The following is a 22,649-nucleotide window of genomic DNA, read 5'->3' as shown; positions in this document are numbered from 1 at the left end:
CACCCAAACACTCCGCAAACACCGCACTCGACTCCAACAACTCCGCACCCATCCCCACCCACTGCGCCCCCTGACCAGGAAAAACAAACACCACCCGCCCCCGAACATCCGCCCTGCCCACCCCACTGCCCTCCACCACCGCCGCCAACCCCGCCAACGCCTCCTCCCGATCCCCCGCCACCACCACCGCACGATCCGACAACCCCGCCCGACCAGAAACCAACGCCGCCCCCAGCGCCCCAACTCCTACCTCCGGACGAGCCCGCACGTACTCCAACAACCTTGCCGCCTGCCCCCGCAACCCCGCACCACCACGCCCCGACACCACCAACGGCACCACACCACCCGCAGCCTCCGGCACCACCGCAGCCGCCACCTCAGGCGCCTGCTCCAAAATCACATGAGCATTCGTCCCGCTCACCCCAAACCCCGACACCCCAGCCCGACGCGGACGCCCCACCTCCGGCCACACCCGCCCCTCCGTCAGCAACTCCACCGCACCCGCCGACCAATCCACCTGCCGCGACGGCTCATCCACATGCAACGTCCTCGGCAACACCCCATACCGCAACGCCAACACCATCTTGATCACACCAGCCACACCCGCAGCCGCCTGCGCATGACCAATATTCGACTTCAACGACCCCAACCACAACGGACGCCCCTCAGGCCGATCCTGCCCATAGGTGTCGAGAAGCGCCTGCGCCTCGATCGGATCACCCAACGCCGTACCCGTCCCATGCGCCTCCACCACATCCACATCGCCCGCCACCAACCCCGCACCCGCCAACGCCCGCCGAATCACCCGCTGCTGCGACGGACCATTCGGCGCCGTCAAACCATTCGACGCACCATCCTGATTCACCGCACTACCCCGCACCACCGCCAACACCCGATGCCCAAGCCGCTCCGCATCCGACAACCGCTCCAAAACCACCACACCCACACCCTCGGCCCACCCCGTGCCATCCGCCGAAGCCGCGAACGACTTGCACCGCCCATCGGCAGCGAGCCCGCGCTGACGGGAGAACTCCACAAAGGCGTCCGGTCCGGCCATCACCGTCACCCCACCGGCCAGCGCCATCGAGCACTCCCCCGACCGCAACGCCTGCCCCGCCAAATGCAACGCCACCAACGACGACGAACACGCCGTGTCCACCGTCACCGCAGGACCCTCGAACCCCAGCACATACGACACCCGGCCCGACACCACGCTCGCCGAGGTGCCGGTCATCAGGTGGCCTTCCAGACCGGCGGGGGCGTCTGCTCCTCCGGCGGAGCCGACTCCGTAGTTCTGATGCATCATCCCGGCGAAGACGCCCACGTCCTGGCCTCGCAACGAGACCGGATCGATCCCGGCCCGCTCCAACGCCTCCCATGACGTCTCCAGCAACAACCGTTGCTGCGGATCCATCGCCAACGCCTCGCGCGGCGAAATCCCGAAGAACTCCGCGTCGAACTCCCCCGCGTCATACAGAAACCCGCCCCGACGCGCATAGCTCGTCCCGGCGTGATCCGGATCCGGATCGAACAGGTTCTCCAGATCCCACCCCCGATCCGCCGGGAACTCCCCGATCCCCTCACCTCCGGCCAGAACCAGCTCCCACAACTCCTCCGGCGAGCCGACCCCACCCGGCAACCGACACGCCATCCCCACGATCGCGATCGGGTCATCGACCAACCCCGCTCCCACAGCCACAGCCGAACCCGGGGCCAAAACCGGGGCCGAAACCGGGACGGTCGGCGCTCCCGCACCACCCAGCAGTTCCCGGCGCAGCAGGCTCCCCAGCGCCACCGGTGTGGGGTGGTCGAAGGCGGAGGTGGCGGGCAGGCGGAGCCCCGTGGCCTCGCTCAGCCGGTTGCGCAGCTCCACCACCGTGACCGAAGTCAGGCCCAAATCCGTGAAGGCCCGCTCGGGCTCAATGGCCTGCTTGTCGGCCAGGCCCAGCAGGTCGGCGAGGTGTTCGCGGACGAGATCGGTGAGCAGCCGGTCCCGGTCGGCCTCCCGCACGCCCATCAGCCGCTCCCGCAGGGCGACCGTGACGGCCTCGTCCACGGTGGCGGTACGCGCCGGGATGTCGATCAGGTCGTGGAGCAGTGGGGATGTCGTCCCGGTCGGCACGGCTGTCGGGTCGAGCTTCATCGCGACGAGTTGGGCCTCGTCCACGGCCAGTGCGGCGTCCAGCGCCGCGAGTGCCTCCCGAGAGCTCAGGACGCCGGCCGTCTCGCCGGTCTCCCCCTCCCACGGCCCCCAGGCGATGGACTGAGCCGGCACCCCTCGCACACGCAGATGCTGGGCGTAGGCGTCGAGGAAGGCGGCGGAGGCTGCCTCGGTGGTCTCCCCCGCCGCGCCCAGCACCCCCTTGGTCGAGGAGGACAGCACGAACGCGGCGGGGTCGGCGTTCCGGGTGAGCTCGTACAGCGTCCTGGCCTCGGCGGCCACGCGCCCGTCCGACGGCTCGTCCACGGCCTCCCAGGCGAGCACGACCACGCTCAAGGGGCCGGTGGCCTTGGCCAGCGCACGCCTCAGCTTGGTGCGGTTGTCCAGCTCGCATTCGACCAGTCGGACATCGGCTCCGGCATCGGTGAGCCGGGTACACAGCTCGTTGGCCAGGCCGCCCTGCCCGGGCGGGGCGATCATCAGCAGTCGGCGGACGCCGTAACCGGTCACCAGATGCCGGGCGATCGCGGCGCCGCGCCGGGTGTCCACTCCGGTGACGACCGCGGTGCCACGGAGGTCGATGGCCACGGACGCGTCCCGCTCGCCATCCGGACCCGTGCCCGGGCCCATGTCCAGGGCCACGCGTTCAAGCCGTGGCAGCAGTACGACGCCCGAGCGCACCGCGCTCTGGGGCTCGCCCGAGGCCACCGCCGCCAACAGCCCAGCCGCACACGCCTCGTCACCCGGCTCGTCGAGGTCGACGACGGCTATGCGGCCGGGATGAGCGGCTTGCAGGGAGCGCATCAGCCCCCACAGCGCGGCCTGTTCCGGGTTCGGCACGTCCTCGCCCGTGGTCGTCGCCACGGCGCTTCGCGTGGCCACCACCAGCCGGGCATCGGACAGCTCGGCGGAGGCCAGCCACGTCTGGACGTCCCTCAGGACACCTTCGGTGGGGTCCGTGGGGGCCGACAGCAGGGCCACGTCGGGCGGAGGACTTCCGGCGGCCACCGCCGCTCTCAGGTCGGCCGTGTCGACGTACTCGCCCAACTCGGTGCCGCCCGAGGTCCCCAGCAATCCGTCGAGCCCGGGGGCCTGCCGTCCGAGCAGCGCCCAACGGCCGGGCCGGGGCTGAGGAGCGGATGGTTGCGGGACCCACCTCGTACGGAAGAGCGCGTCATGGTAGGCGTTGCCCACCGCACGCAGCCGTGCCGGGCCGTCCAGCAGCCGGTGCCGGGTGACCTTGCCGGTCGCGGTGCGCGGGATCCGCTCGATCTCGTACAGCTCCTCGGGCACCTTGAAGTACGAGAGCCGCTCCCGGCACAGGGCGAGCGCCTGGGCCGGGTCGAAACCGCCTGGCGCGGGGACGACGAAGGCCACCGGGACTTCGCCGAAGACGTCGTGCGGCTTCCCGACCACGGCGGCGTCGGCCACGCCGGGCGCCATCCGCAGGACGTCCTCCACCTCGACGGGGTGGATGTTCTCCCCGGCGCGGATGATGAGTTCCTTGAGCCGCCCGGTGACCGTCAGATAGCCGTCCCGGTCACGGCGGGCGAGGTCGCCGGTGTGGAACCAGCCGTCGCGCAGCGCCTCGGCGGTGGCTTCGGGCTGGTTGTGGTAGCCCGCCATGATGTTCGGGCCGCGGACCCACACCTCGCCCTCGGTCCCGTCGGGCACGTCCAGGCCGGTGCGGTGGTCGACCACCCGCAGGGCGAGGCCGGGGACGGGGAGTCCGCAGGAGCCCTCGACCCTGGCCCCGGTGGGCCAGTTGATGGCGATCGAGCCGGAGGTCTCGGTGCTGCCGTACGCGTCGATGAGCGGGGCCCCGAAGGCGTCCTCGACCGAGCGTCGCAGCGCCGCCGTGGTCACGGCGCCGCCGACCAGGCCCACCCGCAGGTCAGGGGCGGTGAATCCGGGGGCCTTGGAGGCGCGGACGAGGTAGTGGTACAGCGTGGGGACGCCCGCGATGACCGTGGAGCGCTCCTGGCCCCACAGCTCCAGCACGTCCTCGGCGGAGTGTCCGTCGGTGATCCGGGCGGTCGCTCCGACCGCCGTCACGGCCAGCACGCACACGATGTGGGAGAGGCTGTGGAACAGGGGCAGCGGCCAGAGCACACGGTCCTCGGCGGTGAGGCCGAGCGCGGGTACGTACGACGCGGCGACCGACCAGAGGCAGTTGCGCTGGGTGGCGAGCACGCCCTTGGGCTTGCTGGTGGTGCCGGAGGTGAAGAGCATCCAGGCGATGTCGTCGAGGCCGTGGTCGTCGCGGGCCGGTGTGTCCGGCTCGGTGGTGGCGAACCGCTCGTAGGACAGGCTGCCCGCGGGGACCGGGTCCTCCCCCACCACCAGCACGGTCAGTGGGCTCGCCCCGGGGCGCGGCCGGCGCAGCAGCGGCAGGTGGGTGGAGTCCGTGATGACGACCTGACTGCCGCTGGCGGTGAGCAGGTGGTCCAGTTCGGCCTGGGAGACATGCGGATTGACCGGGACGCCGATCCCCCCGGCCCGGACGACGGCGAAGTAGCTCTCCACCATCTCGACGCGGTTGCCGAGGTACATGGCCACGCGGTCGCCCGGCAGCAGGCTCAGCCCGGCCAGATGGCCGGCGAGCCGGCGGGTGCGCGCCTCCAGCTCGGCGTAGCTGATGGCGCGCCGGGCGTCGGCGTAAGCGGTCTTGGTGCCGAAACGGCGGCTCTGTTGGTTGAGGAGGTCCTGGATCGGGCGGATCAGTTCGGTGCGCAGCATGCCACCTCTACCCTCCCTGCGGTCAGGGTTCCAAGGTGACGCGTCAGCGGCTTCACCCATTCCAGCTTCACACCGGAAAACTAGGAGAATCCCCTGATTCACCCCCCTCATCCCCCCTTACTTCGTGATCAGCAAACCCCCTTTGTCCCGGTCCGTTCGGCCTCCGCTGATAGCTTCGCCGCACCGGAGGAGGGAGGAGAGGATGTGCTCTGCGGGCTCTGGACGGGGGCCGGACACGCCGGAAGCGGATGTGCTCATAGTTGGCTACGGACCCATCGGTCAGGTGCTGTCCATCCTGCTGGCCGGCCGGGGGTGGCGGGTGCTGGTCGTGGAGCGGTGGGAGAAGCCGTACACCCTGCCGCGGGCGACCAGCTTCGACGGTGAGACGGCCAGGACCCTGGCGTCGCTGGGGGTGAGCGGTTCGTATCCGGAGATCGGTCTGCCGGCCGACGCCTACGACTGGCGCAACGCCCAGGGCAGGTCCCTGCTCCGGGTCGAGCTCGCCGAGCGGGGTGTGCACGGCTGGCCGGAGACGACCACGATGCACCAGCCCGCGCTGGAGTCGGTGCTGTGCGCCCGCGCCGAGCGGCTGCCCAACCTGCGGGTACTGCGCGGTTACGAGGCGACGGGCCTGGTGGACAGCGGCACCGGGGTGGAGCTCACGGCGACGGACACGGCGGGCGGGCGGTTGCAGTGCGGCGCCTCCTGGGTGGTCGGGTGCGACGGGGCGAACAGCTTTGTGCGCGACCACATCGGGGTGCGCCGGACGGATCTCGGCTTCTCCTTCGACTGGCTGCTGTGCGATGTGGTGCTCCACGAGCCGCGGGTGTTCTCCCCGCTCAATGTGCAGCACTGCGATCCGGCCCGGCCGACGACGGCCGTGGGCAGTGGACCGGGGCGCCGGCGCTGGGAGTTCATGCGGCTGCCCGGGGAGAGCGTGGCCGAGCTGAACCGGGCGGAGACGGCCTGGCGGCTGCTGGAGCGCTTCGATGTCACCCCGGAGAACGCCACCCTGCACCGGCACACGGTCTACAGCTTCCAGGCCGCGTGGGCGGACGAGTGGCGGCGGGGGCGGGTGCTGCTGGCCGGGGACGCCGCCCATCTGATGCCGCCGTTCACGGGCCAGGGCATGTGCGCGGGCATCCGGGATGTGCTCAATCTGTCCTGGAAGCTGGATCTGGTGCTGCGGGGCGCCGCCGGTGAGGGGCTGCTGGACACCTATCCGCGTGAGCGCGTCGACCATGTGCGGGAGGCCATCGACACCGCGGTAAGGCTGGGCAGAGTGCTGTGTGTGACCGACGCCGCCACCGCCGCGAGCCGGGACGCCTCGCTGCTCGCGGGCGGCGCCGACACCGGCCGGGGCGGGCAGCACGGCGTCGCGGGTCCACCGCTGCGGACCGGGCTGCTGTACACCGGCATCGGTACGGCGCCGGTGCCACCGGCCGGGGAGGTGATGCCCCAGGGGCGGGTGCGCCACGAGGGCGTGACCGGGCTGTTCGACGAGGTGGTGGGCACCGGTCCGGTGCTGCTGGGGTCGGCGGATCCGGCCGTGGCGTTGGAGGAGTCCGAGCTCACCTTCCTCACCGGGCTCGGTACGCGTGTGGTGCACATGGTGGCGGAGGGCGCCGAGGCGGCACCGGGTGCCGCCATCGACGTGGACGACGTGTATCTGCCGCTGATGAGGGCGGCGCGGGCACGGTTCCTGCTGGTGCGCCCGGACCACCACATCTACGGCGCGGCCCGCACCTCCCGTGAACTCACCGCGTTGGTCGGCGGGTTCAGGTCCGGGCTGTTGAAGTGACCGGAATGAGAGGAAGGCTAGAGGAAGTGCGGCAGATCCTGCCGCCGCTTGACGTTGACTTTACGGAACACCCGGGTGAGGTGTTGCTCGACCGTGCTGGCGGTGATGTAGAGCTTGGCGGCGATCTCGCGGTTGGTGTAGCCCTTGGCCGCCAGTAGCGCGATCCTCCGCTCCTGTGTGGTGAGCGCGGACAGCCCGTCCTGGCGCTGGTCCGCGGACATCGCGGCCTCGGGGTCGATGGGGTCGAGCGCGGCTTCCCGGCACAGGTGCTCGGCGCCGGTCTGCTTCGCCAGGTGCCAGGCGCGATGGGCCACCCGGCGGGCGTTGCGCTGGTCGCCGGTGTCCTTGAAGGCGGTGCTGAGGTCGATCAGCGCACGGGCCAGCTCGTAGTCGTCGCCGCTGTCCTTGAGCATGTCGACGGCCTCGGTGAGGAGTTGCGGGCGGCGGGTGACCCGGCTGACCGCCGCCAGCGTGCGCAGTGACAACCCGCGGGCCCGGGACGGGCCCGGCAGCAGCCGGGCCATCTGCTCCCGCACCAGTCGTTTGGCCTGGTCCTGGTCGCCCTGTGCCAGCCATGCCTCGGCCGCGCTGGTGCGCCACGGGACCACGTCGGCGCCTGGCGGCTGCCAGGTCTCGGCGAATCTGCCGCAGGCCAGGAAGTCCGCGAGCGCGGCCTGGGGATGGTGGGTGGCCAGCCGGTAGTGGCCCCGGGCGTGCAGATAGTGCGCGCCGTGGCGGCTGTGCAGGGCCTGCTCGGGGATCGGCTGTGCTACATACTTCTCGGCCTGCTCCAGCCTGCCGGAGCGGGTGGCGGCCAGGATGGCGCAGCCCAGCACCCCGGCCAGGCCGACTCCCCAGCCCTGGGGCGGTACGAGGGCCATGGCGCGGGCCGCCAGGTCGTGCGCGGAGATCAGGTGCCCCTGCCGCATATGGGCCTCGGCGCGGATGGCGAGGAACTTCCCCTGCCAGGCGAGCGCCTGGTGGGCGGCGGCCTCGGTCTCGAGCTTCTCGCACCAGGCCACGACCTCGTCCGGGCGGCCCGCGTACAGCAGCGCGCGCAGGGCGAGCGCTCCGGACTCGGCGTTCCACAGCGAGCCGTGGTCGAGGTGGAAGGTGCGCAGCAGCAGTTCGGCGCGGTGTGTCAGCTGGTCGTCGCGTCCGCGGGTCAGATCGTCGGCCAGGGTGACCGCCGAGGGCAGCCATGGGTCGTGGCAGGGGGTCGCCTCCGGGGTGGCGGCGGCCACCGAGTGGGCGAGCTTCCGCAGCCCGGTGTGGAGGGGGTACGCCATCGCCGCCCAGTTCGTCAGGGGGCGGATGTCCTCGGTGCCGGAGCCGGCGCCCCGGTGGGCGCGGGTGCGCAGGGCGTCCAGCAGGGCGGTCAGCTCATCGAGCGCACCGGCCTTGGCCAGGCCCAGCACCAGTTCGGAGATCTCCCGGCGGTCCAGGTGGCCGGCGGTGAAGTCGCGTAGCTGGGGGCGGAGATGACGGACGGCGACCTGCGGTTTCAGCTGCCATTCCAGCCTGCTGAGCCGGGCGCGGATGCGTGCCGCGGTGGGGTCGTCGGCCCGGGTGCGCTGGGCGAGGTCCAAGCAGCTGAGCGCGGTGCTCACATCGCCGGTCGCCAGCGCCTCGTCCGAGGCCGTGATCAGCACCTCGGTGGCGCAGTCGGCACCGGGATCCCCGGCGCTCAGCAGCTGCCCGGCCACCGTCAGCGCGGGCGCCCCGGCCTCGTGCAGCAGCTCGGCGGCCGCCCGGTGCAGGGCGGCCCGGCGGTCCGCGGGCATGTCTTCCAGCACGGCGGTGGCGGCCACCGGATGGCGGAACGCCTGGCCCTTGGTGAGCAGTCCGGCGCTGACCAGGGCGTGCAGGGCCCAGCCGGTCACCGTGGCATCCACCCTGGCCAGCCGGGCCACGTCCGCCACCGGCGCCGCACCGCCGAGCACGGCGAGGGCGCGCAGCACGGACAGCATGGACGGCCGGGAGTGCGCCACGAGCTCGAGCAGCGCCCGTCCGTAGCCCTCGGGATAGCAGGCACCGCCCGCCTGCTGATCGATGATCAGCGCCTGCACGGCCAGCGGGTTGCCGCCGCTGACGCGGTGGAGCTCCGCGGTGAGCCGGGGAGGGGCGGTGTGCGGGCCGAGCAGTCGGACGGCCAGTGCGTCGACCCCGCTGCGGCTCAGCGGCCGCACGTCGATCCGGTGGGCGTTCGGGCTCTGCGAGAGCAGCCCGGCCAGCAGGGGCGACCGCGGCCACCGCAGGGTGTGGTCATCGGTGAGGAGCACCAGGATGCGGGCGGAATGCAGCCACGGGACGAGGCCGGCGAGGAAGTGCAGCGAGGGCGGGTCCAGGTAGTGGGCGTTGTCGACGCAGATCACCAAGGGGGTGGTCTCGGCCAGATGGGTCAGCTCCATGGTGAGCTTCTGGAAGACGTCGACGACCTGTGCCTCCCAGCCGCCCCCGGCTAACCGCCCGTCGGTGACCGTGTGTTCGACCGCCGAGGCGAGCAGGGCGCGCACCCGGTCCCGGCTGGGCGGCGGAATCGTCATGCCGTGGAAGAGCTGGGTCACCGCGCCGAACGGCAGAAGGTGCTCGCGGAGCGAGGCGGTGGCCCGCAGCACGCGGGCGCCGCCCGGTTCGAGGGATTCGAGGAACTCGTGCAGCAGCCTGCTCTTGCCGCTTCCCAGCGGCCCGTCCACGACGGCCAGTTGCCCCTTGCCCCTCGTGGCGTCGGCGAGCAGCCGGCCCAGGCCGGCCAGGATGTCATCGCGCTCGACCAGATCGGGGAGCGCCCCGCCGGACGCGCGGTCCCCCTCGTTTTCCCGGTCCTCCTGGCCCTTCCGGTCCTTACGGAAACCGATCGCCGACCGACCGGCGCCAACCGTGGAATCGTGGCATTCCAACAAGCTCACAGGCATCCCGCTTTCTGACATTCCTCCATCCGCGCGGCCGCTCAGGGGCGTGCCCGCGCGAAAGCGCATGACGAGCAGGCAGAACTCCTCAGCGGCACAGGTGCGTTGCCCACCCTTGATGCCCGTGGCCTACCGCCAGGGGAGAGAAATGGATGAGGGAAAGACGCGAGCCGGCCGGAGTCTTGTGTTTCAACAGCATGCGAACAGCGTGTGGTGGCTGTTGACATGCACCGAGTAGGGGGCGGCATGCACCGGGTAGGGGGCACTCTCGGGTCCTATGCGTAGGTCCCGGCGCACCGCGCTGTCAAGCGAGTGAGTTGTATATCACGAAACGATCACGCCGCGCTTTTCGGCCGATGCTACGCGGCCCTCGTCGCCGTGGGAAGGCACCGTACGGGCGGTGTGGGCGAGGGGTGGGGGTTGGTGATGGGGCCGAAAGTCGACGGTGCCTGATGGGTTCCGCGTACCGGGGGTCGGCGTACCGCCGCTGGGCGGGACCGACATGCGCGACGGCTTCCCCGCCCGGCGCGAAGGGGGATCAGGTCACCCTGGCTGAGGTGGCCTGATCCCATGGAGGTGGGCGCCTCACATCACTCCGCTGGTGTCAGACCAGCTGTACCGCCTGCTCGTACGAGGGGCGCGGAAGCCGGTCCCGGAAGGCTTCGGGGCTCGGGTAGCCGATGTTGACCAACAGGAGCGACCGCCACCGGCCATCGGGGAAGAACTCCTTGTCCACCGCCTCGGCGTTGAATCCCTTCATCGGCCCGGCCGCCAGCCCCGACGCGCGGACGGCCAGTACGAAGTAGCCCGCCTGGAGTACCGCGTTGAAGTCCATGTGGGACTCGCGCAGTTCCTGGTTGGCCTCCAGCATCTGCTGTAACTGCGGGTTGGACGGCGCGAGGAACGGCACATACTCCGGGTAACGGGTGTCCGCGGCCAGCACCGCGGTGACCGGGGCCGAGGCGGTCTGCTCCTGATTGGGCTGCGCCACCCCGGGCAGCAGCCGCTGCTTTCCTTCCTCGGTGCGTATGTACAGAATGCGCAGCGGATTGATATTCGCCGACGTCGGCGCCCATTTGAAGAGTTCGTAGATGGCGCGCAGACGGTCGTCGCCCACCGGCTTGTCGCTGAAGTCATAGGCCGTCTTGGCCTCGGTGAAGAGAAGTTTCCGCCCCTCGGGTGAGAGTGCGTACAAGGCCTGATCGATATCGGGGGCCAGGGTGCTGTCCGACATGGCCGTTCCAACTCCTTACTCAGGTAGAGCGATTGCGCCCACAGCGTACGCGTACGAGGTGTGCGGTGGCCGGGGACTCGGTCAGGTGGGCCGGTCGCGCGGGCCGGCGGTGTGGGCGGGTGGTGTGGGGCGGGTGGTGTGGTCTACCGCCGCGCGGATCATGTGTGGCACGCTCTTGGCATGATGCCGACGGCGCGTCCCATAGGAAAGCAGGCGTTCCCTTGAGGGCCGCCGTGCTGACCGAGCCCGGCGCGCTGTCCGTGGTGTCCGTGCCGGAGCCGTCCTGCGGTCCGGGAGATGTGCTGATCCGCATGCGGGGCACGGGGCTGTGCGGCTCCGATCTCGCGGTGCACAGGGGGCACCGGCGGCCACCGAGCCTGCCCTGGATCCTGGGCCACGAGGGGACGGGGCGGATCGTCGAGCTGGGCCGTGAGGTCAGCGGGCTGCGCATCGGCCAGGACGTGGTCATCGAACCGGACTACTGCTGTCTGACGTGCCAACCCTGCCGCGCCGGGCGGACGTCGGCCTGTGCGGGCCGGGCCGCCGTGGGACTGACCGTCCCGGGTCTGCTGAGTGACTACGTGGTCGCTCCGGCCACGTTCGTCTGGCCGGTCGCCGCACAGCTGCCCCTCGAGGACCTGGTCTGTGTGGAACCCGCGACGGTGGCACGGGCGGCGATGCGGCGGTCGGGCATCGCATCGGGGCAGAGCTGTCTGGTGATCGGGGCCGGTTCCCAGGGTCTGCTGCTGTGCCAGGCGCTGGTCGACCACGGTGTGACGGTGTTCGTCCAGGAACCCAACGAGGCCCGGCTCGACCGCGCGTGCTCCCTCGGCGCGACGCCCCTGCCACCGGACGCGGACGGGCTCCCCTGTCTCTTCGAGACCTCCGGCGCCCCCGGTGTCGTCGAGGAGGGGCTACGACGGCTCGCCAAACACGGCACCGCCGTGCTGATCGGGATGGACACCGCCCCGCTCGGGATCTCGCCGCGCGATCTGGTGGCGGGCCAGATCACCCTCATCGGCAGCATGATCTACGACCATCCGGTGGACTTCGCACGGACTGTCAGCGCCCTGGAGTCCCCGACCCCACCCCGGCTCGGCGCGGTGGTCAGCGACGGTTACCCTCTCGACGACGTCCAGGAGGCATTCACCGCGGCGTACACCGCGTCGGGAAAGGTGTGGGTCGACCTGTCCTGAGGCGCCCGATCGGCGGGCGACCCGGCGGCGGCCGACCCGGCGGCGGGCGCGGCCGACGTATTCAGGGGCGCTCCGCCGGGGCCGCGGTCGCAGCCGTCGTCGGAGCCGCGGCCGGAGCCGGGACGGCGAGTTCGCGCGCATCGCCCAGGGCCGCTCTGGGAACCTCCTCGCCCCGGCACAGACACTCGATCAGGTAGTCGCCGGTTTCCGGGTCGAGCGTCACGCCATGGGTCTCGCTGCGGAATCCGGGGAAGCGCCGGTCGAATGTCTCCAAGGCGGTCAGATAGCGCAGCAGTGGCCCGTCGGGCGTGCCGATGCCCTCGCCGGGCATCAGCACCGGGATACCGGGTGGAGTGACGGTGACCATGGCCGCGGCCACCCGCCCCGCCGCCGCGGAAAGCCGCACCCGCTCCGTGCCGCCGCGGATGAGTCGCTGGTAGCACAGCTGTGGCGGGACGACCGGCTCCGGCAGCTCCTGGAAGGCGGTGTCCAGCAGCTGGACCAGGCTCACCTCGCGCAGCTGGTCATGCATCTCCTGACACAGCTCACGCAGGGTCAGGCCGGTGTAGCGGCCGGGGTACGCGGCGACCAGTTCGGGCAGGACGCGGTCCAGCGGCGCGTCCTCGTCGTAGCGGGCCTTGAAGTCCATCAGCGCGTCCAGCAGCGTCCCCCATTTGCCCTTGGTGATGCCCATGGAGAACAGGACCAGAGTGGTGTAGCTGTCCGTCTTCTCGACCACCACCTGCCGAGTCGCCAGATAGGAGGTGAGGACCCGGGCGGGGATGCCCCAATCGGCCATCCGGCCGCTTGCGTCGATCCCGGGACAGGTCACGGTGACCTTGAGCGGATCGAGCATGCAGTAGCCCCGGCTGAGCCCCGGGAAGCCGTGCCACTCGGCATCCGGCTCCAGCTCCCAGCACGAGGGGTCCGTGCGCAGCAGCTCGGCCGGGGCCTCGTCGAAGGGCAGCCGCTCACCGCTGGCCGGATCGGTCACCGTCTCCGGCTGCCAGATCCCGAAGAACCAGGCGGGGCGGTCCCCGGCGGCCTCGATACGGCGCCCGATCCGCACCACCGACTGACGGAACCGGACCGCCTCGGCCACCGCCTCGTCGATCAGCCAGTGGCCCTGTGGCCCGTCCATCATCGCGGTGGCGACATCCAGGGAGGCGATCATCGGATACAGCGGCGAGGTGGTGCCGTGCATCATGAACGCCTCGTTGAACCGCTCGTGCTCCACCGGGGCCCGGGGCGTGGGCCTGATGTGCACCATGGCGCTCTGCGACAGCGCGGCCAGCAGCTTATGGGTGGACTGGGTGGCGAAGACGGTGGGCCGGTCCGGCCCGGGGAAGGTGTCGGGCCCCACCGACATTCCATAGCGCCCGACATAGAGGGGGTGGAAACGGGCGTAGGCGAACCATGCCTCGTCGAAGTGGACCCGTGGCGTGCTGGCCGCGAGGCCTCGGGCGGTCTGCACGGCGTCGTAACACAGCCCGTCATAGGTGGAGTTGGTGAAGACCGCGTACTGCGCCTCGGTGGAGAGCGCGCCCCGCGTCAGCGGGTTTTCCGCGATCCTCGCGGCCACCGTGCCCGCCTGGATCTCATCCGGAGGCAGCGGCCCGGACAGTCCGTAGCCATTGCGGGTGGGGATCAGGTAGACCGGCCGGGCGCCGGAGACGACCAGGCCGTGCAGCACGGACTTGTGGCAGTTCCGGTCCACCAGGGCGATCTCGTCCCGGGTGACGCTGAAGTGGCCTACCAGGCGGTCACAGGTGGAGTCGCCATGGAGGACGAAGTAGGTGAGGTCGGCGCCGAAGACCCGCGCGGCGTTCCGCTCCGCGTCGCCGATCGGGCCCGTGTGCTCGAACAGCGAACCGAGCGCCTCGACCGAGATCGACAGATCGCTGCGGAAGAGCCGCTCCCCGAAGTAGTCGTGGAAGGCGCGGCCCACCGGTGACTTCAGAAAGGCGACACCTCCGGAGTGGGCCGGGGTGTGCCAGGAGTACTCATGCGTATCGTCGAAGCGGCGCAGCGCCTTGAAGAACGGCGGCAGAACGGCCTCGCGGTAGGTGCGGGCGGCGCTGGAGATCCGCCCGGCGATGAAGGCGGCGGTGTCCTCCGTGGGCCACACATAGCCGACCACGGTCTCCGACACCCACAGCGGCAGTTCCTCAAGGCTCTCATCGGCCGCGATCAGGAAGACCGGCAGATTCTGGAACCGCCGGCCGGCCTGGCGCAGCACGGCGGCGCCACCCGGTGCGCCGCCTGAGCCGAGCCCCCAGTCCACCAGCACGGCCGCCAGACCGGCCTCGGTGCGCAACACCGTCCGGGCGTCGGCGCCGGTGCCGGCCCACCGCACCGCGAACCCGCCTGCTTCCAGCTCCTTGCGGATCCTCCGCAGTTGCTCCGCTCCGACCGTGTCGTCCCCGGGGTGCTCCCGCACCGCGAACAGCACCGTGTCGCCCGCCATATCCCCCTCCTCGACGTGCCTCCCCTGTCCGTCCAGTGTTCAGGAACAGACCAGCACATGGGGGCATGCACCTGGAAGACCACACGAAGGAGGGAAATTCGCCCCAGATGGGATCCTGGAGCCAGGGCGGCTCACTCGGCAGGCGCGTCCAGACGCAGCACACTCCCCTCTCCGTTGGCCGAGACGAGGAGGGCCCCGTCCGGTGCGACGGCGAGCCCGGCGAACTGGCGTGGGCGGCCGGGGACTCCGGGGATCGGCTCGGGTTCGGTGCGGGTGATCCCGGGCGGCAGGCCGACCGCCAGATCCTCGGCGTCGATCCTGCTCCCGCCCGTGGTGAGGGAGATCGCCCACAGCCGCCGGTGCGCGACCTCCACCGTGAACAACTCGTCGCCACGCACGGCCAAGCCCTGTGGTTCGCCGAGCCCGTCCGCCACGACCACCGCCTCGCCGCCCTCCAGCCGGAGCACCGCACCGCGCCGGTCGTCGCTGACATAGCAGCGCCCTTGGCCGTCGAAGGCGATGTCCAGGGGGTGGTCGAGCCCCTCGGCGAGCACACCGACCGTGTCGGTCCCATCGATGCGCAGGATGCGACCGGCACCGGTCTCGGCGACCACGAGGGCGCCGTCCGGTGCGACGGCGATTCCGGTGGGCTGGTCCAGCCCGGTCGCCCGCGTCCGCATGGTCATGCTCACGGGGTCGTGGGTGCGTACATCGCCGAGTTGTGAGGTGAGGTGCAACAGCCCGTCGTCGGCGGTGACGTTGTGCACGGCGTACATCAGCTCATGGGTGACGACACCGGGCTCCTGCCCGTCATGGCCGGTGGCATCGGGGCTCGCCAGCCGGAAGTGGTCAGCCGCGTACACCGTGCCACCGAGGTCGACCGTGATGCCGAAGGGCCCGTCGAACCCCTGCGGGACCACCACCCGGGTCCGGCCGTCGGTGTGCACCTCCGCGATCCCGCCACTGGCGAAGCTGGACACGAACATGCGGTTCTCGTGGTCGAACGCGGCGTTGTCCAGCCCCACGACACCGGTGGCGACGACCGACCGGGCCCCGGTGCCCAGATCGATACGGGTCACCAGCCCGGCCCTGCCACGGGACAGGACGACGAGGACGCCACCCCGGTCGAACCGCACCGCGACCGGGTCGTCCACCTCCTCGGCCACCAGCTCGGGCACCCCGCCATCCGGCGGGATCCGCCAGACCTGGTTCCGCATCATCTGCGGGTAGTACAGACAGCCGTCCGGGCCGAGTTGCATCGCGTTGCCCAGGGCCAGGCCGTCGGTCAGCACCGCCGGGTCGCCGCCGTCCGGGAACAGCTCCATCAGACGGCCGTTCATCTTCATCTCGTTGACGAAGAGGCGGTCGCCGACGCAGGTGATGCCGTTGGGCACCGACACCTGGTCGGAGACGAGCGTGTACTCGCCCCCGGAGCCGCGCCGCCACACCCGGCCGGGGGTCAGATCGGCGATGTACATCGAGCCGTCCGCCCCGAAGGCCAGGTCGTCCGGGGCCTCCACCGGGCCGTCGAGCGGCACCACCACCTCGATGTCACCCGAGGCCGGGTCCACGGCGCTGATCTGCCCGGCGAGGAACTGCGCCACGTACAGCCGCCCGTCGGGGCCGAAGGTGACGCCGTTGGAACCCCACAGCCGGTTCGCCCGGGTGAGTCGTCGCACCTCCAGGCGGTCGCTCGTGGCCCGCGTACGGCCGGTGTCGTCGAACCGGCTGGGGTTCATCGTCGCTCCTCGTACGTAAGTCGCACACATCGGTGTCAGGGGACCAGGACGTCGTCCATGCCGCCCTCCGCGCGCCATCGCCTGAGCAGTTCGTGGAAGGCGATGGGCCCGTCGCCGAAGGACTGGCTGCGCTCCCTCGGCATGCCCTCGTTGTTGTAGTAGCCGGGGGTGCACTCGGCATGGAAGGCGTACAGGTCCGCCGCCTTCTCCCGGATGGTGGCGCGCCACGCCGACTCGGCCTCGGCGGTCGGCTCGACATAGCGGGCCCCGCGCTCGCGCGCCTCCGCGAGCACCTCGGCGACATGAATGGCCTGCTCATCGAGGATGTGCACATAGTTGACGGAGCTGGCGTTCTGTAGCGGGCCGAGCTGGAAGAGGTTGGGGAAGCCGTGGCTGTAGAAGCCGTGCAGTGTCTTCGGGCCGCCGCTCCAGGCTTCGGTCAGGGTGACACCGCCCCGGCCGTGCACCGGGAGGAGTCCGGAGGTGACTCCGGAGACGCCGACCTCGAAGCCGGTGGCGAAGATGACGCAGTCGACCTCGTACTCGGTCCCGCCGACCACGACCGCCTTCTCGGTGATGCGCTCGACACCCCCGTGGTCGGCGGTGTCCACCAGCGTGACATTGGGCCGGTTGAAGGTGTCCAGATAGGTGTCGCTGAACGTGGGGCGCTTGCACATGTAGCGGTACCAGGGCTTGAGGGCCTCGGCCGTCGCCGTGTTCTCGACGATGGAGTCCACCCGGTCGCGGATCCCGTTCATCTTCTGGAAGTCGGCGAGTTCGTAGAGGCGTTCGCGCTCCTCGGGCGGGAGGTCCGCGTAGCTGTCGGTCGGGATGAGCTTCTGCTGCAACCGCGCGGTGCTCGTCCAGCCGTCGTCCACCAGGTCCTCGTCCACCCGGCCACCGGTGACGACGGCGAGGAAGTTGTCCCTGCGGCGCCGCTGCCAGCCGGGTGTGAGCGACGCGGCCCACCCCTCATCGGTGGGGCGGTTGCCGCGTACGTCGACGGAGGACGGCGTGCGCTGGAACACGTACAACCGCTCGGCGTCGCGCCCCAGATGTGGCACCGCCTGGATGGCGGTCGCGCCGGTGCCGATGAGGGCCACGCGCTTGTCGGCCAGTTTGCGCAGACCACCGCTCGCGTCGCCGCCGGTGTAGTCGTAGTCCCAGCGGCTCGTGTGGAACGTATGCCCCTGGAAGGTCTCGATCCCGGGGATGCCGGGGAGCTTGGCCCGGCTGAGTGTTCCGCTGGAGATGACCACATAGCGCGCCCGGATGCGGTCGTCCCGGTCGGTGTGCACGGTCCAGGCCAACTCGGTGTCGTCCCAGTGGAGTTCGGTCACCTGGGTCTGGAAGCGGACATCGCGGTAGAGGTCGAAGTGGCGTCCGATCGCCCGTGCGTGCTGTCTGATCTCCTCGCCGGGCGCGTAGCGCCACCGCGGTACGTAGCCGACCTCCTCGAGCAGGGGCATGTAGACGTAGGACTCGATGTCGCACTGGACACCCGGATAGCGGTTCCAGTACCAGGTCCCGCCGAAGTCCCCGCCCTGCTCGATCACCCGGATCTCCCGCACACCGGCCTGCCGCAGCCGCGCGCCGGCGAGCAGACCGCCGAAGCCACCCCCGATGATCAGCACCTCGACCCGGTCGCGCAGCGGCTCCCGGGTGAACCCCGGCTCCACATACGGGTCCTGGGCGTACGAGCCGAACTCCCCGTCCATGCGCCGGTATTGCTTGTTGCCGTCGGGGCGGATCCGGCGGTCGCGCTCGGCCCGGTACTTCGCCCGCAGGGCGTCCGGGTCGAATCCCAGCTCCTCGGTGTCCATGGAGGTGGTGGCGGCGGCGGTGGGCGGGCGGTGGGGGGTGGGCATAGGGGGTCCTCGGGCCTCTGGCGTCGGAAGGTGTGCGGGGCTCGGATGCCGTCCGGAGCTCGGATGCCATCCGGGGTGGCATTGACCGGCGGCCGAGCGGTCGGGCGGCTGACCGTCCGGCGACGGCGACTGATCGGCGGCGCGGGCTCAGCCTCACAGAAACGTTCCCAGTGCGCAAGATTGCCCAACGGGAAAGAATCGGCCTTCTCCCGTATGCTCAGCGGCGATGAATACCGGTCTGCGTGAGCGCAAGAAGGCGGCGACCCGCCAGTCACTCCACGACGCCGCCGTGCTCCTCGCCGCCGAACACGGCGTCGAGACCCTCACGGTGGAGGCCATCGCCGACGCCGCCACCGTCTCCCGGCGCACCTTCTCGAACTACTTCGCCAGCAAGGAGCAGGCGCTGCTGCACCACGACCGGGCGCGCACGGTCCGGCTGGTCGAACTCATCCGCACCCGCCCGGCGCGGGAATCCCTGATGAAGGCGGTCATCGGCGCCGCCGAGCAGCACTCCACCGAGTTCGCGGCCGACCCGGAGCAGGAGGAGCGCTACCGGACCCTGCGCCTGCACCCGGCGCTGCTGCCCGAGCTGGTCGCCACCTACGCAGCCGCCGAACGCGATCTCGCCGTGGCCGTCGAGGAGCGCCTCCCCGCCGGACCGGACACCTCCCTGCGGGCCCAGGTCCTCGCCGCGACCCTCCTCGCCGCCTTCCGCGTCGTCGGACAGACGGCTCTCGAGCGGCGCGAGCGCGACGTCGTGGACCTCCTCCGGCAGGCGCTCGCCATCACCCGCGAGGGTTTCCGCTGACCGGTTTTCCCTGGCCGCGCGGGCGACAAAGGCAAGCGTGGCCGGATCTTAGCGGCCTTCGATAGGCATCGTCTATCGAGATGATCAGAATCATATCTTGGCCCTTTTGACCCGCCCCGCTCTACCGTCGTGTTCATGGCATTGACAACGCGGCCGGAGCAGCGTCCGACGCGGGCGGAGCGGCGGCCGTCCATGGCGCTCGGTTTCTGGCAATCGACCCTCGGCAAGAAGATCGTCATGGGCGTGACCGGTCTGATCATGATCGGCTACCTCTGCGCCCACCTGCTCGGGAACATGAAGATCTTCTTCGGCCCCGGGGAGTTCAACGCCTACGGACACTGGCTGCGTGTCATGGGAGCCCCCGTTCTGCACCACCAGTGGGGCCTGTGGATCGCCCGGCTCGTTCTCCTGACCTCGGTGGTCCTGCACGCCGTGTCCGCCTACCAGCTGAGTCGGCGCGACATCAAGGCCCGCCCGCAGAAGTACGTCCACACCAAGCCACGGATGAGCTATGCCACCCGGACCATGCGCTGGGGCGGGGTGATCCTTGGCCTGTTCATCGTCTGGCACATCCTGGACCTCACCACCGGCACCACGCACTCCGGCGGATTCCAGGAGGGCCATCCGTACCAGAACGTGGTGGACACCTTCTCCACCTGGTACGGGAACGTCATCTACATCGTGGCGATGCTGGCCATGGGCATGCACGTCCGGCACGGCTTCTGGAGCGCCGCGCAGACCCTCGGCGCGGGCAACCACACCCGTGACCGTGCCCTCAAGGCCATCGCCAACGCCCTGGCCATCGTTCTCACCGCCGGGTTCATCTCCATACCCGTCGGTGTCATGACCGGAGTGGTGAGCTGACCATGACCTCGTACAGCGAGTACCGCGATTACACCGAGTACACCGTCGGCGAGCCGATCCAGGACGAGCAGGCCCCCTCCGGGCCGGTCAACGAGCGCTGGGACACCCGCCGCTTCGAGGCCAAGCTGGTCAACCCCGCCAACCGCCGCAAGCACACCATCATCGTGGTGGGCACCGGGCTGGCCGGTGGCGCCGCCGGCGCCACCCTGGCCGAGCAGGGCTACCACGTGGTCCAGTTCTGCTACCAGGACTCGCCGCGCCGGGCCCACTCCATCGCCGCCCAGGGCGGGATCAACGCGGCCAAGAACTACCGCAACGACGGCGACTCGATCCATCGGCTGTTCTTCGACACCGTCAAGGGCGGCGACTTCCGCGCCCGCGAGTCCAATGTCCACCGCCTGGCCCAGATCTCGGTGGAGATCATCGACCAGTGTGTGGCCCAGGGCGTGCCCTTCGCCCGGGAGTACGGCGGTCTGCTGGACACCCGCTCCTTCGGCGGTGTGCAGGTCTCCCGCACCTTCTACGCCCGCGGCCAGACGGGCCAGCAGCTGCTGCTCGGCGCCTACCAGGCGCTGTCCCGCCAGATCGCGGCGGGCAACGTGGAGATGCACGCCCGCACCGAGATGCTGGACCTGATCGTGGTCGACGGGCGGGCGCGCGGCATCGTCGCCCGCGATCTGGTGACCGGCAGGATCTCCACGTACTTCGCCGACGCGGTGGTGCTGGCCAGCGGCGGCTACGGCAACGTCTTCTATCTGTCGACGAACGCCATGAACTCCAACGCGACCGCCGTCTGGCGGGCGCACCGGCGCGGCGCGTACTTCGCCAACCCCTGTTTCACCCAGATCCACCCGACCTGCATCCCGCGCTCCGGCGACCACCAGTCGAAGCTGACCCTGATGAGCGAGTCGCTGCGCAACGACGGCCGGATCTGGGTGCCCAAGGCGAAGGGCGACACCCGTCCGGCGGCCGAGATCCCCGAGGACGAGCGCGACTACTACCTGGAGCGGATCTATCCGTCGTTCGGCAATCTGGTGCCGCGTGACATCGCCTCCCGCGCCGCGAAGAACGTCTGCGACGAGGGCCGTGGCGTCGGCCCCGGTGGCCAGGGCGTGTATCTGGACTTCGCCGACGCCATCGCCCGGATGGGGCGCAAGGCGGTCGAGGAGAAGTACGGCAACCTCTTCGACATGTACGAGCGGATCACGGCGGAGAACCCGTACGAGGTCCCGATGCGCATCTACCCCGCGATCCACTACACGATGGGCGGGCTGTGGGTCGACTACGACCTCCAGACCACCGTGCCGGGGCTGTTCGCGATCGGCGAGGCCAACTTCTCCGACCACGGTGCCAACCGGCTCGGCGCCTCCGCGCTGATGCAGGGCCTGGCCGACGGCTACTTCGTCCTGCCGTCGACCATCAACGACTATCTGGCCCGCAACCCGCACAAGGACGAGGTCGACGCCTCGCACCCGGCGGCCGTCGAGGCCGTGCGCGAGACCGAGGACCGGCTGGCCAGGCTGCTGGCCGTGGACGGCGACCGCACCCCCGACTCCTTCCACCGCGAGATCGGCGAGCTGGTCTGGGAGTTCTGCGGGATGGCCCGCACCGACGAGGGGCTGCGCAAGGCACTGGACCGCATCCCGCAGATCCGCGAGGAGTTCTGGCGGCGGATCAAGGTGCCGGGCACCGGCGAGGAGTTCAACCAGTCGCTGGAGAAGGCCAACCGGATCGTGGACTATCTGGAGCTGGCCGAGCTGATGTGCCTGGACGCCCTGCACCGGGCCGAGTCCTGCGGCGGCCACTTCCGCGAGGAGTCCCAGACCCCCGACGGCGAGGCGGCCCGCCGGGACGAGGAGTTCTCCTACGCCGCGGCCTGGGAGTTCACCGACACCGGCGCCGCCCCCGTGCTCCACAAGGAGCAGCTGACCTTCGACTACGTCCACCCCACTCAGCGGAGCTACGCATGAAGCTCACCCTGCGCGTCTGGCGCCAGAAGAACCCCGACACCCCCGGTGCCATGGCCACCTACGAGCTCGACGGCGTCTCCCAGGACATGTCCTTCCTGGAAATGCTCGACGTCCTCAACGAGGAGCTCATCGTCAAGGGCGATGAGCCGGTGGCCTTCGACCACGACTGCCGTGAGGGCATCTGCGGTGCGTGCAGCCTGGTGATCAACGGTGACGCCCACGGTCCGGAGCGCACCACCACCTGCCAGCTCCATATGCGGTCCTTCCAGGACGGCGACACCATCGACATCGAGCCGTGGCGCGCCTCCGCCTTTCCGGTCATCAAGGACCTGGTGGTGGACCGCTCCGCGTTCGACCGGGTGATCCAGGCCGGTGGCTACATCACCGCCCCGACCGGGGCCGCACCGGAGGCACACGCCACTCCGGTGCCCAAGGCGGACGCGGACTACGCGTTCGAGCACGCCGAGTGCATCGGCTGCGGCGCCTGCGTGGCGGCCTGCCCCAACGGCGCGGCGATGCTGTTCACCTCGGCCAAGGTCAACCACCTCAATGTGCTGCCCCAGGGATCTCCGGAGCGGGAGACCCGGGTGCTGGACATGGTGGCCCAGATGGACGCCGAGGGCTTCGGCGGCTGCACCCTCACCGGTGAGTGCGCCACGGCCTGCCCCAAGGGCATCCCGCTGTTCTCCATCACCGCGATGAACAAGGAGTGGCTGCGGGCGACCCGCAAGGTCAAGCGCTGACCCACTCCCCCAGGACGGCACCCCTCGACAACGCTCCGTGGATGGGGTGTCCAGGCGGCGGAGGTCTTTCCGGACGCTAGACCTCCGCCGCCGCCGGCACATCCGGCTCGATGGCTCCGGTGTCACCGGGTCACATTCCCGCCACCGGGC

12 protein-coding genes are annotated in these 22,649 nt (G+C 70.5%); 6 read left to right on the top strand and 6 right to left on the bottom strand.

What is annotated here, in order from left to right:
- On the bottom strand, nucleotides 1-4,900 hold a 4,900-nt coding region (locus tag ABD329_RS36860; RefSeq protein ID WP_344317499.1), incomplete at its 3' end, for a beta-ketoacyl synthase N-terminal-like domain-containing protein.
- A gap of 250 nt (nucleotides 4,901-5,150) precedes the next feature.
- Between ABD329_RS36860 and mhpA the strand changes: the two genes are divergently transcribed.
- Complete coding sequence (gene mhpA, locus ABD329_RS36855) at nucleotides 5,151-6,701, top strand: bifunctional 3-(3-hydroxy-phenyl)propionate/3-hydroxycinnamic acid hydroxylase MhpA (RefSeq protein ID WP_309142869.1); 1,551 nt, start codon at nucleotides 5,151-5,153, stop codon at nucleotides 6,699-6,701.
- A 17-nt stretch (nucleotides 6,702-6,718) separates the two neighbouring features.
- Here mhpA and ABD329_RS36850 read toward each other — a convergent pair whose 3' ends face one another.
- Nucleotides 6,719-9,610 carry a helix-turn-helix transcriptional regulator gene (locus ABD329_RS36850; RefSeq protein WP_344317498.1) on the bottom strand — a complete coding sequence of 964 codons (2,892 nt, stop codon included), beginning with the start codon at nucleotides 9,608-9,610 and terminating at the stop codon, nucleotides 6,719-6,721.
- A 604-nt stretch (nucleotides 9,611-10,214) separates the two neighbouring features.
- Nucleotides 10,215-10,844: a malonic semialdehyde reductase gene (locus ABD329_RS36845; RefSeq protein ID WP_198282505.1), complete on the bottom strand. Its 630-nt coding sequence runs from the start codon at nucleotides 10,842-10,844 to the stop codon at nucleotides 10,215-10,217.
- Between the two features lie 233 nt (nucleotides 10,845-11,077).
- Here ABD329_RS36845 and ABD329_RS36840 point away from each other — a divergent pair, with 233 nt between their 5' ends.
- A complete protein-coding gene (locus ABD329_RS36840; RefSeq protein ID WP_198280670.1) occupies nucleotides 11,078-12,040 on the top strand; it encodes a zinc-dependent alcohol dehydrogenase in 963 nt (320 codons plus the stop codon).
- A gap of 61 nt (nucleotides 12,041-12,101) precedes the next feature.
- On the opposite strand, the gene ABD329_RS36835 is transcribed toward ABD329_RS36840, so the two are convergent.
- From ABD329_RS36835 to ABD329_RS36825, 3 genes are all read right to left on the bottom strand, one after another.
- Nucleotides 12,102-14,507: an Orn/Lys/Arg family decarboxylase gene (locus tag ABD329_RS36835; RefSeq protein ID WP_198280671.1), complete on the bottom strand. Its 2,406-nt coding sequence runs from the start codon at nucleotides 14,505-14,507 to the stop codon at nucleotides 12,102-12,104.
- A 131-nt stretch (nucleotides 14,508-14,638) separates the two neighbouring features.
- Nucleotides 14,639-16,246, bottom strand: coding sequence for an NHL repeat-containing protein (locus ABD329_RS36830; RefSeq protein ID WP_198280672.1), 1,608 nt, complete (start codon nucleotides 16,244-16,246; stop codon nucleotides 14,639-14,641).
- 35 nt (nucleotides 16,247-16,281) lie between these two features.
- Nucleotides 16,282-18,114 carry a flavin-containing monooxygenase gene (locus ABD329_RS36825; protein WP_344317497.1) on the bottom strand — a complete coding sequence of 611 codons (1,833 nt, stop codon included), beginning with the start codon at nucleotides 18,112-18,114 and terminating at the stop codon, nucleotides 16,282-16,284.
- Between the two features lie 226 nt (nucleotides 18,115-18,340).
- Between ABD329_RS36825 and ABD329_RS36820 the strand changes: the two genes are divergently transcribed.
- The 4 genes from ABD329_RS36820 (at nucleotide 18,341) to ABD329_RS36805 (ending at nucleotide 22,499) form a co-directional block, all read left to right on the top strand.
- Nucleotides 18,341-18,922, top strand: a complete 582-nt coding sequence (locus tag ABD329_RS36820) for a TetR/AcrR family transcriptional regulator (RefSeq protein ID WP_198280358.1) — start codon at nucleotides 18,341-18,343, stop codon at nucleotides 18,920-18,922.
- 135 nt (nucleotides 18,923-19,057) lie between these two features.
- Nucleotides 19,058-19,786, top strand: coding sequence for a succinate dehydrogenase (locus ABD329_RS36815; protein WP_246618920.1), 729 nt, complete (start codon nucleotides 19,058-19,060; stop codon nucleotides 19,784-19,786).
- 2 nt (nucleotides 19,787-19,788) lie between these two features.
- A complete protein-coding gene (locus tag ABD329_RS36810) occupies nucleotides 19,789-21,756 on the top strand; it encodes a fumarate reductase/succinate dehydrogenase flavoprotein subunit (RefSeq protein WP_198280359.1) in 1,968 nt (655 codons plus the stop codon).
- The gene (locus ABD329_RS36805) at nucleotides 21,753-22,499 is read left to right on the top strand and encodes a succinate dehydrogenase/fumarate reductase iron-sulfur subunit (RefSeq protein ID WP_086886482.1); all 747 of its coding nucleotides are present in this window, start codon (nucleotides 21,753-21,755) and stop codon (nucleotides 22,497-22,499) included. Before ABD329_RS36810 ends, ABD329_RS36805 begins: the two co-directional genes overlap by 4 nt.
- The last annotated feature ends 150 nt before the right edge of the window (nucleotides 22,500-22,649 follow it).

It is taken from the genome of Streptomyces javensis (assembly GCF_039525925.1).
In the GTDB taxonomy this organism is placed as follows: domain Bacteria; phylum Actinomycetota; class Actinomycetes; order Streptomycetales; family Streptomycetaceae; genus Streptomyces; species Streptomyces asiaticus.
The sequence above is the reverse complement of the archived record's forward strand: the minus strand, read 5'-3'. Positions and strand labels throughout refer to the sequence as shown.